The organism is Flavobacterium cheonhonense (genome assembly GCF_035671315.1).
Taxonomy (GTDB): Bacteria; Bacteroidota; Bacteroidia; order Flavobacteriales; family Flavobacteriaceae; genus Flavobacterium; species Flavobacterium cheonhonense.
Genome location: NZ_JAXAVY010000006.1, coordinates 70150 through 84089, shown reverse-complemented (window position 1 = coordinate 84089; position 13940 = coordinate 70150). Strand labels below are relative to the sequence as shown.

Sequence of the window (13940 nt, the reverse complement as noted above, 5' to 3'; positions counted from 1 at the left end):
GTTATTTTTTTGGATTAGGGACAAAAGTATTGAACAATAAGCCACCCATCAAACCACCGTATAAAGTGGCATTCAATGGTTTGGAGGTAATAGCACAAGTTCCAGAGGCACAACCAATAAAATGATAATAAGCATAACCGCCCATTGCCCCAATGATAACGCCAACACCGGTAATGATTAATGCTTTTTTACTCATGATTCAGTTTCCGACATTCGGCCAATGGCACAATTCACATACGATTTGGCTTTGCGAATTAACGTATTGTTGCCCTTTTCGGGATATCCCAAATCGTTGAGTTTGTTTATCAAATCCTCGCGAATTATTGTTCCGGTAACCGTAACGGTATCGATTTCCTTATCGATGCTTACATCGGTAACGCCATCCAATTTAAGTAAGGCCGTTTTAATACTGTTCATACAGCCGCCGCACTTAATGTTTTCTACTTCAAATTGTTGTTCCATAACCCTCTAATTATTAGATTTCTCGAGTATGTTTTTGATAATTTCTTCTTTCGATAACAGTCCGGATTGCCGCCATAGCTGTTTGCCGTTTTGAAATAACATCATGGTCGGCACGCCTCTCACTTGTTGCATCGCCGCTAATTCCTGATTCTTATCCACATCTATTTTGATGATAGAAACGCTATCTCCTAATTGGTCTTTTACTTCTTTCAATACGGGTCCAAGCATTTGACACGGTCCGCACCAAGTGGCAAAAAAATCAATCAACACCGGTTTATCCGAATGGATTAATTGGTCGAAACTGCTATTCATCTTTTTGATTTTTATAAGTTACATTACATCCGCTAGGGCCGCAACCCAAATTGAAAATCGCTTGAAATAAGAAGAAGCAACCAAAGGCAATAAAAAACCATTGTTGGGTTTCATACGCTTGAAAAAACAAGAACAAAGCGAACGCCAGTCTGAAATAGCGCATTAAATGCCAATTGGTAAGCAAGATTTTCTTCATATTATTTTACAATAAAGTGGTTGGACAAACGTAATCCGTGATTGGTAAGTTGGTCAACTTGATTTCATTAAATCCGCCAATCACATCTACAAAGTTATCATATCCTCTTTGTTTTAGTATGGAAGCGGCAATCATACTGCGGTAACCGCCGGCGCAATGCAGTACAAAATGTTTATCTTTCGGGAACTCTGATAGACGTTGGCTTATTTCATTTAAAGGAATATTGACTGCCTGCACCAAATGTTCTGAAGCAAATTCGCTTTTCTTTCTTACATCAAAAACCGGAGTCAGGTGAATTTCTTCTAATATAGCCAAATCATCAGCTGTAATTCTGTTGACTGTATCTACTTCTTTTCCGGCGTTCACCCAGGCTTGAAATCCACCTTCCAAATAACCAATAGCGTGATCGTAACCCACACGAGACAATCGGATGATGGCTTCTTCTACTTTCTCATGGTTTTCGGCCACAAGGAGAATTTCTTGTTGTAAATCGGGAATCAATTCGCCTACCCACATTGCAAAATTACTTTCCAAACCAATGTTGATACTGTTAAGAATGAATCCATCTGCAAAATCAGCTGCTTTTCGGGTATCTAAAATCAGTGCTTTTGTTTCGTTGGCTACTATTTCGAACGACTTAGCATCGTATGGTTTTTGTCCGCGATGCATCACCGTTTCCAAACTTTCATAGCCTTGAATGTTCATTAATACATTTTTAGGAAAATAAGCCGGTGGCGTGGTTAAGCCGGTCAACAGCGCTAATACAAATTCGTCTTCCGTTAAATTCGGATTCAAAGCATAATTGGTCTTTTTTTGATTGCCTAAAGTATCGGTCGTTTCTTTGCTCATCATTTTTCCACAAGCACTACCGGCACCGTGATTCGGATACACAATTAAATCATCCGACAACGGCATAATTTTTTCTCGCAATGAATGGTATAACAATCGCGCTAACTTGTCTTGTGTCAAATCAGCCACCACGTGTTGCGCTAAGTCAGGTCGACCAACATCGCCTATAAATAAAGTATCTCCGGTGATGATTCCGTGTTCTTTTCCGTTTTCATCGATAATCAAATAGGTCGTGCTTTCCATGGTATGGCCGGGCGTGTGAATGGCTTTCACTTTACATTGTCCGACTTCAAAAACTTGATTGTCATCGGCTACCAAAGCATCAAAACCCGGTTTAGCGGTTGGTCCGTAAACAATTACAGCCTTTTCCTTTTTTGCTAAATCCAAGTGTCCCGACACAAAATCGGCGTGGAAATGCGTTTCAAAAACGTATTTGATTTTAGCGTTGTCTTTTTGGGCGCGATCAATATAAGGTTGTACCTCGCGCAAAGGATCAAAAATGGCAACTTCGCCATTACACTCTAAATAGTAAGCGGCATGGGCCAAACATCCGGTATAAATTTGTTCTAGTTTCATGTTTTTCAGATTTACCTCAAAAGTATCTTTCCAAACTAAGAATGGAAATGATAATTATCAGTTAATCGATTACAAAATTAGAACCTAAAAAAGCTTTAGTCGGTATCAAAAGTTACACAGTAAAAACTAGCTGCGAACCAGTTCTATAGAAGCGCGATGGAGCTTGATTTTTCCTTCATTCTCCAAGGCTTTCAGCAATCGGGAAATCACCACTCGCGAAGTGTGTAAGTCGTACGCAATTTCCTGGTGGGTATTTTGAATAAAATCGGATTTATTGATTTGGGCTTTGTCTAAAAGATAATTATAAAGCCTTTCATCCATATTCATAAAAGCCAAATTATCGATGGCCATCAACATTTCTTTCAAGCGATTGTTATAGCTGTTGAAAACATAGTTGCGCCAACTTTTGTATTTGCCCAACCACTCTTCCATTTTGGCTACGGGTATCATCACAACTTCACCTTTGGTTTCGGCAACGGCTCGGATTTCGCTTTTGGTTTCTCCCAAACAACAAGCCATCGTCATGGCACAAGTATCACCTTTTTCTAAAAAGTAAAGCAACAATTCTCCTTCATCGAAATCCTCACGAAGAATTTTAATAGCACCCGAAAGCAACAAAGGCATAAACTTGATGTAATCGCCAAAATCGATTAATATATCTCCTTCTTCAAAGGTTCTCAAAGTAGAAACTTGAGCAATTTCTTCAAGTAATTTTTCTTCAAAAATAAATCCGTAGTTTTCTTTGAGGAGGTCAATCATGAGTAAGGTACTTTTAGTTTGGTAAATTTCGACTAAAAAAGGATATGATAAAAATCATGTATAGTGAAATTTATCTTTTTTACATTTACCATTCATTTACACATTATTAATCAACGACTTATACTTACAACTATGAAAAAAAATATGGGAACTTTAGATCGCGGCATTAGGGTCATTTTGGCTGCTGTATTCGCCTATCTGTATTTTTCGGGCACGGTAAGCGGCACTTTGGGCTATGTCTTGCTGGCTTTTGGTACGGTATTTTTACTAACCAGTTTGGTGAGCTTTTGTCCGTTATATCCGCTCTTAGGCATCAACACCTGTAAAACCAAGTGAGTAATTTAATGTATTGGGTTACATTAGAAAGTGCTGCCTTAGGCGGCATTTTTTATTAGGAAATACTTGGAAAAAGATTTTAAGATTTTATAATAATTTTAATACTACTGCGTTTTATAAATAGTAATTTGCACCAAAATAACTACGATACATGGACAAAATCAAAATACTTTGGGTGGATGACGAGATTGATTTACTCAAACCGCACATCTTATTTTTAGAAAGTAAAAACTACCAAGTTACCACTTATAACAATGGTCGAGATGCCATTGACGCCTATGAAGACGGTAATTTTGACATCGTTTTCCTGGATGAAAACATGCCCGGTATGAGCGGACTCGAAACCTTATCGGAGATGAAAGAGAAAAAATCTTCCACACCGGTGATTATGATTACCAAGAGTGAAGAAGAATATATCATGGAAGAAGCGATTGGTTCTAAGATTGCTGACTATTTGATTAAGCCGGTAAATCCGAATCAGATTTTGTTGAGTTTGAAAAAAAACCTCGACCATTCGCGATTGATTTCGGAGAAAACCACTTTGGATTACCAGAAGGAATTCCGCAAAATCGCTATGGAATTGGCTATGGTAAACAACTACGAAGACTGGGTAGAATTATATAAAAAACTATTGTTTTGGGAATTGGAATTGGAAAACATCAACGACCAAAGTATGTTTGAAATTTTGGAAAGCCAAAAAGTAGAAGCCAACGTACAATTTGGAAAATTCATTGAGCGCAATTACGAAAATTGGTTCGATCCCAAGGCTGATAAACCCATACAATCTCATACCCTATTCCGAGAATTGGTAGTCCCGGAGTTGGTCAAAAAAGACAAGCCCGTTTTGTTTGTGGTGATTGATAATTTGCGCTACGACCAATGGAAAGCCATGGAAAGTGTGGTGGCCAATCATTACAAATTGGAAAAAGAAATCCCGTATTACGCCAGTTTACCAACAGCGACGCAATATGCCAGAAATTCAATTTTCTCCGGATTGACACCGCTGGAAATGGAAAAACAATTTCCGCAATATTGGAAAAATGATATCGACGAAGGCGGCAAAAATATGCATGAAGCTGACTTCCTAACGGCTCATTTGAAACGTTTAGGCCTCAATATCAAACAAGATTACTTTAAAATTACCAATTTGGCCGGCGGGAAAAAACTAGCGGATAATTTTAAAGCACTTAAAGACAACCAACTGGTAACGGTGGTTTACAACTTTGTTGATATGCTGTCGCACGCCAAAACCGAAATGGATGTGGTAAAAGAATTGGCTTCCGATGACAAAGCGTATCGTTCACTTACGTTGAGTTGGTTTAAAAATTCGCCTTTGCTGGAAATCATTCAGCAAGCCCAAAAGTTAGGTTTTAAGCTAATCATCACTACCGATCACGGTACCATAAACGTTAAGAATCCTTCGAAAGTAATCGGCGATAAAAACACCAGTTTGAACTTACGCTACAAAACCGGTCGCAGTTTGACTTATGAAGACAAAGACGTTTATGCCGTAAAAGATCCTAAAAAAATAGGTCTGCCAACGATTAACATGAGTAGCTCTTACATTTTTGCAAAGAATGATTTATTTTTGGCCTATGTAAACAACTACAATCATTATGTGAGTTACTACCGCAATACCTACCAACACGGAGGTATTTCGCTAGAAGAAATGATTGTACCGTTTTTAGTATTTAATCCGAAATAGGGCCGAGCGTTAAAAACAGTCTAGGACTGTTTAACTTCGTTCAATTCGTCCCGCTAAGCGGGCCTCGGGTTAGCGAAAAAGCCGGCAGGCGCATTGGCCATTTATCTAGTACCAAAAAGCATAGTAATGGAAATCATCTTTTCAATTAACGAAATACAAGAAGTCGCTCAAAAAATCATAGCCGAAAACCCACACAAAGTGATTATTTTTAATGGTCAAATGGGCATGGGCAAAACCACTTTGATCAAAGCTTTGGCGAAAACTTTAGGCGTAAAAGACACTACCAGCAGTCCGACTTTTTCATTGGTAAATGAATACCAAGCCGATGGTAACCAATACGTTTATCACTTCGATGTGTACCGATTGAAATCGGAAGCCGAAGCCTTAGATATGGGCATCGACGAGTATTTGTATTCCGGACATTGGTGCTTTATTGAATGGGCTGAAAAGATTCCGAATTTACTTCCGGATAACTACTCGACTATTGACCTTACTACAGCACCTGACGGCAAAAGAATTTTGAGATTGAGTTGACAATGCGAAACAATGACAATGGCAATATTCTATTAGACTTATGATAATTTTTGATATTAACATTGCTATTTTTTTCGTACTTTCGAGCTAAATTCATTGTTCCGTTATGTCGTTAACCCCATTCACCAAGCAACAATTGCTGCCGCAAGAGGAAAAGTTAGAAATCTTTCGTCACAAAAGCGACCTTTTCATAGGAATTCCCAAAGAGACTTCTTACCAAGAAAGACGTATTTGCTTAACGCCGGATGCGGTGAATTCACTAACCTCACACGGACACCAAGTGATGATTGAAGCCGGAGCCGGACTGAGTTCGAGTTATACCGATAAAGAGTTCAGCGATGCCGGAGCCATCATTACCAACGATACCAAAAAAGTGTTCAGTTGCCCGATGATTTTAAAGGTAGAACCTTTAACGATAGAAGAAATCGGTATGGTGAACCAGAATGCGATTGTCATTTCGGCCATCCAATTAAAAACCCGAAAAAAAGAATATTTCGAAGCCTTATCCAAGAAAAAAGTAACCGCTTTGGCCTTTGAATACATTAAAGACGAAGATGGTTCTTATCCTGCTGTAAAATCGTTGAGTGAAATTGCCGGTACTGCTTCTGTCTTGATTGCTGCCGAGTTGATGATTAACAACGAATTCGGCAAAGGTTTACTTTTAGGGAACATTACCGGAGTACCGCCAACCGATGTAGTTATTTTAGGTGCCGGAACGGTGGGTGAATTTGCGGCTAAAACAGCCTTAGGATTAGGAGCCAGTGTCAAAGTATTTGACAACTCTATTACCAAATTGCGTCGTTTACAAAACAATTTAAACCAAAGAATTTTTACGTCAACTATACAACCCAAATCGTTGCTCAAAGCATTAAGAAGATGTGATGTAGCGGTAGGTGCGATGCGTGGTAAAGATCGATGTCCGGTAGTAGTAACCGAAACCATGGTGGAACACATGAAAAAAGGAGCAGTTATCGTGGATGTGAGCATTGATACCGGTGGTTGCTTTGAAACTTCGGAAGTAACTACACATGAATCGCCTACCTTTATTAAAAACAACGTGATTCATTATTGCGTTCCGAATATTCCGTCTCGTTATTCTAAAACAGCATCGTTATCCATCAGTAATATTATTACACCTTATTTGTTACAAATTGCAGAAGACGGCGGATTAGAAAGCGCTATCAGATGCAATAAAGGTTTGAAAAACGGTGTTTACCTCTACCACGGTATCTTGACCAACAAAGCCATAGGCGATTGGTTTAACTTGCCGGACAACGACATTAATTTGATTGTCTTTTAAAATAATCCGCTACACTATTTACTGTAACTCTAACATTGATTACTTTTGCTGAAAAGAATCAATTATGAAGTTTTATCAACGATTTGCTTACTATTTGGTAGGCTTTAGTATCGGGATGTTTTTTGTGGTCTTAATTTGGAGCGGCAAAGATACCCGATGCAACTATTTCCCCAACGCCAGGGTGCTGAACGATCTGAGGAACAAACCTTTTCATTACGACAGTTTGGCTACCAAAAAACTAAATGAAAAATGGGTTGATACCGCCGACATTAAAGCCACACTAACTCACGGCGATGTAGATTTTGATATGAGTAACAAACCCTTAGAAGGCGGAAAAGTATATATCATAGAAGGAAAGACAAAACAAAACTTACCCATCGTTTTAAAAGTCATCAACTACTCCAACAAAGCCGTTTTAAAAGACATTACAAAAAAATAAATAGCATAATAAAAAAAGGGTTGTCGCAATGACAACCCTTTTTTTTATGTAGTGAGAAAAGACTAAGCTTGTTCTCCTTTGTGACGACTTTCGATTTCTTCGATGTCTTTTTTGCTTACACTATCCACCAAGATTGGCGTTGCAATAAACAAGGAAGAGTACGTTCCTACTACGATACCAACCAACATCGCGAAGATAAATCCACGAATGGATTCACCACCAAAGATGAACATGATTAACAATACCAAAATCATCGTCAATGAAGTATTGATAGTTCTGGAAAGCGTAGTATTAATAGACGCATTTACCACATCTTTGAACGAGCCTTTAATATTACCGGCCAAGAACTCACGAACCCTGTCGAATACAATTACAGTATCGTTCATAGAGTAACCGATTACCGTTAAGATCGCGGCTATAAAGTGTTGGTCCATTTCCATGTGGAATGGCATGTATTTGTATAATAATGAATACAATCCTAATACGAAAATAACGTCGTGTAAGATAGCAGCAATAGCGCCTAAAGAATATTGCCACTTACGGAAAGAGATTACTAAGTAAATACCAACAACCAACATAGCGCCTAAAACCGCCCAGAAAGAGTTGGTTTTGATATCGGCTGAGATAGAAGCACCAACTTTAGAAGCTTGTAAAACACCTACTTGTTTTCCGTCGTAAGTATTGATGAATTTGTCATAAGTCAAATCAGCACTGTAGTATTTTTTCAAAGTATTGAACAACAATTCATTTACTTCTTTATCTACTTCCACGCCATCTTCTTTGATTTTATATTTGGTAGTTACTTTCAACTGATCGTCATCTCCGAAAACTTTAGCTTCTACGGTTACTCCGAATGCTGCCGTTAATTCCTCAGACACTTGAGTAGCTTCAACCGGTTTTTCAAATTTCACTTGGAAAGTTCTTCCTCCAACGAAATCTACACCTTCATCCAATCCGTTGAAATAGAACGAAACACAACTTACAATTACCACTAAAGTAGAGAAAACGTAAGAGATTTTCTTGATTCCGATAAAGTCGAAGTGGAAACCGGTAAACCAATTTTTAGTTAAGTTGGTAGAGAACATCAAACTTCTATTGTTCGCAATGTCTTTATCAATAAACATTCTGGCGATAAAGATAGAAGTGAACAATGAAGTGAAAATACCGATTAACAAAGTAGTAGCAAAACCTTGGATTGGTCCTGTTCCGAAAATGAATAAGATAGCACCTGTTAACACGTGAGTAACGTTAGCATCAATAATAGAACGCATAGCCCCTTTCCAACCGTAAGAAGTTTTTACGGCATCGGCCAATGATTTTCCGTCGCGTAATTCTTCTTTAGCTCTTTCATAGATAATGATATTCGCATCCACGGCTGTACCTAAAGTTAATACGATACCCGCAATACCCGGTAAAGTCAATACTGCACCTAAACTGGCTAAGATACCAAACAAGAACAATAAGTTGACTAACAAAGCAACGTTAGCATACCAACCTGCTCTTCCATAGTAGAATACCATCCATAAACATACTAACAAGAAACCAACAATTGATGAAGTCATACCCGCATCAATAGCTTTTTGTCCTAAAGATGGTCCTACGATTTCTGATTGAATGATTTCAGCAGTAGCCGGCAATTTACCTGCTCTTAATACGTTTGCTAAGTCTTTGGTCTCCGCTACGTTAAAACTACCTGTGATTTCAGATCTACCACCGGCAATTGGTCCGGAAGTAACACCCGGTGCAGAGTATACTACATTATCTAAAGCGATAGCGATAAAGCTTTTTTGGGTGTAAGCGTTACCGGTTAATTTTTCCCATTCTTTAGATCCGGCACCATTCATTTGCATAGAAACAGCCGGTTTACCCATCTGGTCAAAAGTATCTCTGGCATCAACAATAACACCACCGCTTAATGGAGCCGCATCATCTTTGTTGCCTTTCAAAGCATACAATTCAACCGTTTCGGTTTCTTTTTTAGTTTTTTCGTCAGTTACTGAGGTTGGTTTACCCCAAACGAATTTAGCAAAACGTTTGTCACCAGGTAACATAGAACGAATTTCCGGTCTTTTTAAATAACCGCTTACAGCAGCTGTATCTTTAGTATTAACAATTGCTAAGATAGGACCACCACCGATAGATACGAATTTATCGAATAACGGATTATTTCCTTTTTTAGCAGCCGCAGAATCACTGCTTTTGTCAGTCAATAATTTTGTCAATGAATCCTCAGCTTTAACAGCTTCGGTTTTTTCAGTAGTTTTAACAGTCGCTTTTAAAGTTTCGTTGGCTTGTTGTAAAAACCCGCCTAATTCTTCCGCTTTGAAAGTTTCCCAAAACTCTAATTCCGCTTTACTGGAAACTAATTTTTTGATACGGTCAACATCTTTAGCACCCGGTAACTCGATTAAGATTCTTCCGGTTTGACCTAATTTAGCAATGTTGGGTTGGGTTACCCCGAATTTATCGATACGACTTCTCAATACACCGAAAGCCGATTCTACTGACTCGTCAACTTTTCTACGCAAAACTTTTTTAACTTGATCGTCAGTTGAATTGAAGTTCAACTCTTGATCGTCAAAATTTCTGTTGGCAAAAATATCAGGCGAAGCCAATTTGGTTGTTCCTTTGTTAGCCTCAAAAGCTTCAAAGAAAGCATCCAAATAAGACTGATTTCCTTTTTGGTTTGCCGTAGCATCTTCCAAAGCTTTGTTGAAAACCGGATTTTTAGAATTGTTAGATAATTGTTTCAAAACATCTTTTACAGAGATTTGAAGAATTACGTTAATTCCTCCTTCAAGGTCCAAACCTTTATTAATTTGTTTGTCTTTTACATCATTGTAAGTAAAGAAATCCAGAAACACTTTTTCCTTGCCTATCGAGTCAAGGTATTTGATTTCTTTCTCAGGATTTCCTCCCGCAAATGTTTTGGCGTCACTTTTTACTTTATTGGCCACAAAAGTGAACGATAATTGGTAAATACTTACCAATGCAAATAAAATTGCGAAAAACTTAACTAGTCCTTTATTCTGCATTATTACTAAAAATTAATTAATTCTTTGTTTTCTCTTGCCCTCACAAAAATTAAAACAGCTGAAATTCAAAACTTTACCAAAGAAAGCCTTGTATTTACAATCATCCCGTTTTTTATGAAACGTGCAAATATATAATTATAGATAAGATTAACCAATATTTTCTCGATTAATATCAAAAAAAAGACTGCAAAGATTGCAGTCTTTTTTTATCTTACCTTAATATATTATGCTAAATGCGATTTTAAATCGTTGTTCATGTTGCGAACCGCATCGGCACTCTTCGCAAACAAAGCTTTTTCGGCCTCATTTAATTGAATGTCTACAATTTGTTCCACCCCGTTTTTACCAATAATACAAGGCACTCCGATGCAAATATCACTCTGACCGTACTCGCCTTCTAAAAACACTGAACACGGAATCATTTTCTTTTGGTCGTTCAAAATAGCATCTACCAAATACGCTACAGAAGCGCCCGGCGCATACCAAGCAGAAGTACCTAACAAACCTGTTAAAGTCGCACCACCTACCATAGTATCAGCGGCCACTTTAGCCAAAGCTTCTTCCGATAAAAACTGAGAAACCGGCACACCGTTGTACGACGCCAAACGGGTTAACGGAATCATAGTAGTATCACCGTGACCACCAATAACCATTCCTTGAATATCGTTAGCCGGCTTGTCTAAAGCCAAAGACAAATAGGTTTTGAAACGAGAACTGTCTAACGTTCCGCCCATTCCGATAATTCTGTTTTTTGGTAAGCCTAACGATTTATAAGCCAAATACGTCATTGTATCCATTGGATTAGACACAATCACAAAAATAGCATTTGGCGAATGTTGTAATAAACTCTCAGCCACACCTTTAACAATTCCGGCATTGATTCCGATTAATTCTTCACGAGTCATACCCGGTTTTCTCGGCACTCCTGAAGTAATTACCACCACATCACTGCCTGCAGTTTTAGCATAATCATTAGTACTTCCTACTACTTTGGTATTGAACCCTAAAGTGGTTTGGGTTTGCGTAATGTCTAACGCTTTCCCTTCAGCAAAACCTTCTCTGATATCCACCAACACAATTTCGCTGGCAATTCTTCTGTAAGCAATCGCATCGGCACAAGTAGCACCTACGTTTCCTGCTCCTACAATAGTAACTTTCATTTTTGTATAATATTTTGTTGTTTCTTTATTTTCATTTGGAGCTAATCCCGCTTTACGCTGCAATCTTTTTGTTTTGTAAAAAGCCCTTCGACTGCGCTCAGGGTGACAAAACAAAAAGGATTTTCGCTTCAATCGGGGCTAGTTACGCATCAATTTTAGCGTACACAGCATTTTTCTCGATAAACTCTCTACGTGGCGGCACCTCATCACCCATCAACATCGAGAAGATTCTGTCGGCTTCCGCCAAACTGTCAATCGTAACCTGACGCAAAGTTCTGAACTCCGGATTCATGGTAGTTTCCCACAACTGTTCTGCGTTCATCTCTCCCAAACCTTTATAACGTTGGATGGTAGCACTTCCGCCCATTTTTTCGTTGGCTATGTCACGCTGGTCATCGTTCCAAGCGTATTCTTTTTTGTTTCCTTTTTTCACCAAATACAACGGCGGTGTGGCAATGTAAACGTGACCGTTTTCAATCAACTCGCGCATAAAACGGAAGAAGAAGGTTAAGATTAGCGTAGCGATGTGACTACCGTCAACGTCGGCATCACACATGATGACTACTTTATGGTATCTTAATTTTTCTATGTTCAACGCCTTGCTGTCTTCTTCGGTTCCGATAGTCACACCTAAAGCGGTGAAAATATTGCGAATCTCTTCGTTTTCAAACACTTTGTGGTGCATCGCTTTTTCCACGTTCAAAATCTTACCACGCAATGGCATGATGGCTTGGAAATTACGGTCGCGTCCTTGTTTTGCCGTTCCTCCCGCGGAATCTCCCTCGACGAAGAAAATCTCACATCTGGCCGGATCTTGCTCAGAACAATCCGATAATTTACCCGGTAAACCACCACCGCCCAAAACGGTTTTGCGTTGTACCATTTCACGCGCTTTTTTGGCTGCATGACGTGCCTGAGCTGCTAAGATTACTTTTTGTACAATGATTTTGGCGTCATTCGGGTTTTCTTCCAAATAATTTTCCAACATTTCCGCCACCGCTTGAGAAACCGGAGACACTACTTCTCTGTTCCCTAATTTGGTTTTGGTTTGTCCTTCAAACTGAGGCTCTGCCACTTTTACCGAAATAATCGCAGTTAACCCTTCACGGAAGTCATCGCCGGAAATTTCAAACTTTAATTTTTCTAATAATCCCGAAGCGTCAGCATATTTTTTCAACGTACGGGTTAACCCCATACGGAAACCTTGTAAATGCGTTCCTCCTTCGTGTGTGTTGATGTTGTTTACATAAGAGAAAATGTTTTCCGAGTAGCTTTCGTTGTAAATCAACGCCACTTCTACCGGAATTTCACCTTTGTCATTTTCCATCGAAATCACGTGACCGATGATAGGAATTCTGTTGCCGTCTAAGAACTTGACAAACTCTTTCAATCCTTCTTTAGAGTGAAAAACTTCTCCTTCATACTCCCCGTTTTCTTTGGTAAATCGTTTATCGGTTAAAGTAATGGTGATGCCTTTGTTCAAAAAAGACAACTCACGCATACGCGCCGCTAAAGTATCATAAGAATATTCTAAGGTTTGGGTAAAAATAGTAGCATCCGGCTTAAACGTAACCGTAGTTCCTCTTTTATCAGTTTCGCCTATTTGCTTTACAGGATATAATGATTTTCCTCTTTCGTATTCTTGCTCGTATACTTTACCATCACGAAAAACGGTAGCGCGTAAATGATCGGATAGCGCATTCACACACGATACACCAACCCCGTGCAAACCTCCGGAAACTTTATAAGAATCTTTGTCAAACTTACCTCCTGCTCCGATTTTGGTCATTACTACTTCCAAAGCCGAAACGCCTTCTTTTTTATGCAGGTCTACCGGAATACCGCGTCCATTATCTTCAACGGTAATAGAATTGTCTTCATTGATTATTACACTGATGGTATCACAATGTCCAGCCAAAGCCTCATCGATAGAGTTGTCAACCACCTCATAAACCAAGTGGTGCAAACCTCTAACTCCGGTATCTCCAATGTACATGGAAGGACGCATTCTTACGTGCTCCATTCCTTCTAACGCCTGAATACTATCGGCTGAATAATTGTTCTTTTTAATCTCGTCGCTCATATAATTTTATCGTAAAAAATGTATTTTTTGTCTAACACGCAAATATATAAAAACGCATAGGATTTCCTATTGAAAAAAGGGGTTAAAAGCTTTAAGTTATTAACATTTTTGGCCGGATTTCAACAAAAAACGCCTGCCAAAAATGACAGACGTTTTTCAACAAACAAACTAAACTTCAATTCAATCAAGTTTGA

The 13940-nt window shown here is 38.8% G+C and carries 14 protein-coding genes; 5 read left to right on the top strand and 9 right to left on the bottom strand.

The window, feature by feature from the left end; translation table 11 throughout:
* Position 1 precedes the first annotated feature (1 nt).
* The 6 genes from SK086_RS12055 to SK086_RS12030 form a co-directional block, all read right to left on the bottom strand.
* Positions 2–196: a DUF6132 family protein gene (locus tag SK086_RS12055; protein WP_324691915.1), complete on the bottom strand. Its 195-nt coding sequence runs from the start codon at positions 194–196 to the stop codon at positions 2–4.
* The gene (locus SK086_RS12050) at positions 193–462 is read right to left on the bottom strand and encodes a heavy-metal-associated domain-containing protein (RefSeq protein ID WP_324691914.1); all 270 of its coding nucleotides are present in this window, start codon (positions 460–462) and stop codon (positions 193–195) included. Before SK086_RS12050 ends, SK086_RS12055 begins: the two co-directional genes overlap by 4 nt.
* Before the next feature lie 6 nt (positions 463–468).
* On the bottom strand, positions 469–774 hold the full coding sequence (trxA, locus tag SK086_RS12045) for a thioredoxin (RefSeq protein WP_290875917.1): 306 nt from the start codon (positions 772–774) through the stop codon (positions 469–471).
* Positions 767–970, bottom strand: a complete 204-nt coding sequence (locus SK086_RS12040) for a hypothetical protein (protein ID WP_324691913.1) — start codon at positions 968–970, stop codon at positions 767–769. The genes trxA and SK086_RS12040 overlap by 8 nt, the downstream gene beginning before the upstream one ends.
* 6 nt (positions 971–976) lie before the next feature.
* A complete protein-coding gene (locus tag SK086_RS12035; RefSeq protein ID WP_324691912.1) occupies positions 977–2395 on the bottom strand; it encodes an MBL fold metallo-hydrolase in 1419 nt (472 codons plus the stop codon).
* A gap of 126 nt (positions 2396–2521) precedes the next feature.
* Complete coding sequence (locus SK086_RS12030; protein ID WP_324691911.1) at positions 2522–3154, bottom strand: Crp/Fnr family transcriptional regulator; 633 nt, start codon at positions 3152–3154, stop codon at positions 2522–2524.
* 132 nt (positions 3155–3286) lie between these two features.
* On the opposite strand from SK086_RS12030, the gene SK086_RS12025 reads away from it, so the two are divergent.
* From SK086_RS12025 to SK086_RS12005, 5 genes are all read left to right on the top strand, one after another.
* On the top strand, positions 3287–3490 hold the full coding sequence (locus SK086_RS12025; protein WP_290875925.1) for a YgaP family membrane protein: 204 nt from the start codon (positions 3287–3289) through the stop codon (positions 3488–3490).
* 151 nt (positions 3491–3641) lie between these two features.
* Complete coding sequence (porX, locus tag SK086_RS12020) at positions 3642–5195, top strand: T9SS response regulator signal transducer PorX (RefSeq protein WP_290875927.1); 1554 nt, start codon at positions 3642–3644, stop codon at positions 5193–5195.
* Between the two features lie 126 nt (positions 5196–5321).
* The gene (gene tsaE, locus SK086_RS12015) at positions 5322–5729 is read left to right on the top strand and encodes a tRNA (adenosine(37)-N6)-threonylcarbamoyltransferase complex ATPase subunit type 1 TsaE (RefSeq protein ID WP_290875929.1); all 408 of its coding nucleotides are present in this window, start codon (positions 5322–5324) and stop codon (positions 5727–5729) included.
* Positions 5730–5835: 106 nt separating this feature from the next.
* Positions 5836–7029, top strand: a complete 1194-nt coding sequence (locus SK086_RS12010; RefSeq protein ID WP_290875931.1) for an alanine dehydrogenase — start codon at positions 5836–5838, stop codon at positions 7027–7029.
* Positions 7030–7093: 64 nt separating this feature from the next.
* On the top strand, positions 7094–7468 hold the full coding sequence (locus SK086_RS12005) for a DUF4258 domain-containing protein (protein ID WP_290875933.1): 375 nt from the start codon (positions 7094–7096) through the stop codon (positions 7466–7468).
* A gap of 62 nt (positions 7469–7530) precedes the next feature.
* Here SK086_RS12005 and secDF read toward each other — a convergent pair whose 3' ends face one another.
* The 3 genes from secDF to gyrB form a co-directional block, all read right to left on the bottom strand.
* Positions 7531–10503 carry a protein translocase subunit SecDF gene (gene secDF, locus SK086_RS12000; RefSeq protein WP_324691909.1) on the bottom strand — a complete coding sequence of 991 codons (2973 nt, stop codon included), beginning with the start codon at positions 10501–10503 and terminating at the stop codon, positions 7531–7533.
* A 224-nt stretch (positions 10504–10727) separates the two neighbouring features.
* A complete protein-coding gene (gene mdh / locus SK086_RS11995) occupies positions 10728–11663 on the bottom strand; it encodes a malate dehydrogenase (RefSeq protein WP_324691908.1) in 936 nt (311 codons plus the stop codon).
* 142 nt (positions 11664–11805) lie between these two features.
* Positions 11806–13746 (bottom strand): DNA topoisomerase (ATP-hydrolyzing) subunit B, encoded by a 1941-nt coding sequence (gene gyrB / locus SK086_RS11990; protein ID WP_324691907.1) that lies wholly within the window; start codon positions 13744–13746, stop codon positions 11806–11808.
* Positions 13747–13940: the final 194 nt, after the last annotated feature.

Bases quoted from the DNA above. Each gene is read 5' to 3' on its own strand.
- SK086_RS12055 (WP_324691915.1), bottom strand. From the start codon at position 196: ATGAGTAAAAAAGCATTAATCATTACCGGTGTTGGCGTTATCATTGGG.
- SK086_RS12050 (WP_324691914.1), bottom strand. From the start codon at position 462: ATGGAACAACAATTTGAAGTAGAAAACATTAAGTGCGGCGGCTGTATG.
- trxA (WP_290875917.1), bottom strand. From the start codon at position 774: ATGAATAGCAGTTTCGACCAATTAATCCATTCGGATAAACCGGTGTTG.
- SK086_RS12040 (WP_324691913.1), bottom strand. From the start codon at position 970: ATGAAGAAAATCTTGCTTACCAATTGGCATTTAATGCGCTATTTCAGA.
- SK086_RS12035 (WP_324691912.1), bottom strand. From the start codon at position 2,395: ATGAAACTAGAACAAATTTATACCGGATGTTTGGCCCATGCCGCTTAC.
- SK086_RS12030 (WP_324691911.1), bottom strand. From the start codon at position 3,154: ATGATTGACCTCCTCAAAGAAAACTACGGATTTATTTTTGAAGAAAAA.
- SK086_RS12025 (WP_290875925.1), top strand. From the start codon at position 3,287: ATGAAAAAAAATATGGGAACTTTAGATCGCGGCATTAGGGTCATTTTG.
- porX (WP_290875927.1), top strand. From the start codon at position 3,642: ATGGACAAAATCAAAATACTTTGGGTGGATGACGAGATTGATTTACTC.
- tsaE (WP_290875929.1), top strand. From the start codon at position 5,322: ATGGAAATCATCTTTTCAATTAACGAAATACAAGAAGTCGCTCAAAAA.
- SK086_RS12010 (WP_290875931.1), top strand. From the start codon at position 5,836: ATGTCGTTAACCCCATTCACCAAGCAACAATTGCTGCCGCAAGAGGAA.
- SK086_RS12005 (WP_290875933.1), top strand. From the start codon at position 7,094: ATGAAGTTTTATCAACGATTTGCTTACTATTTGGTAGGCTTTAGTATC.
- secDF (WP_324691909.1), bottom strand. From the start codon at position 10,503: ATGCAGAATAAAGGACTAGTTAAGTTTTTCGCAATTTTATTTGCATTG.
- mdh (WP_324691908.1), bottom strand. From the start codon at position 11,663: ATGAAAGTTACTATTGTAGGAGCAGGAAACGTAGGTGCTACTTGTGCC.
- gyrB (WP_324691907.1), bottom strand. From the start codon at position 13,746: ATGAGCGACGAGATTAAAAAGAACAATTATTCAGCCGATAGTATTCAG.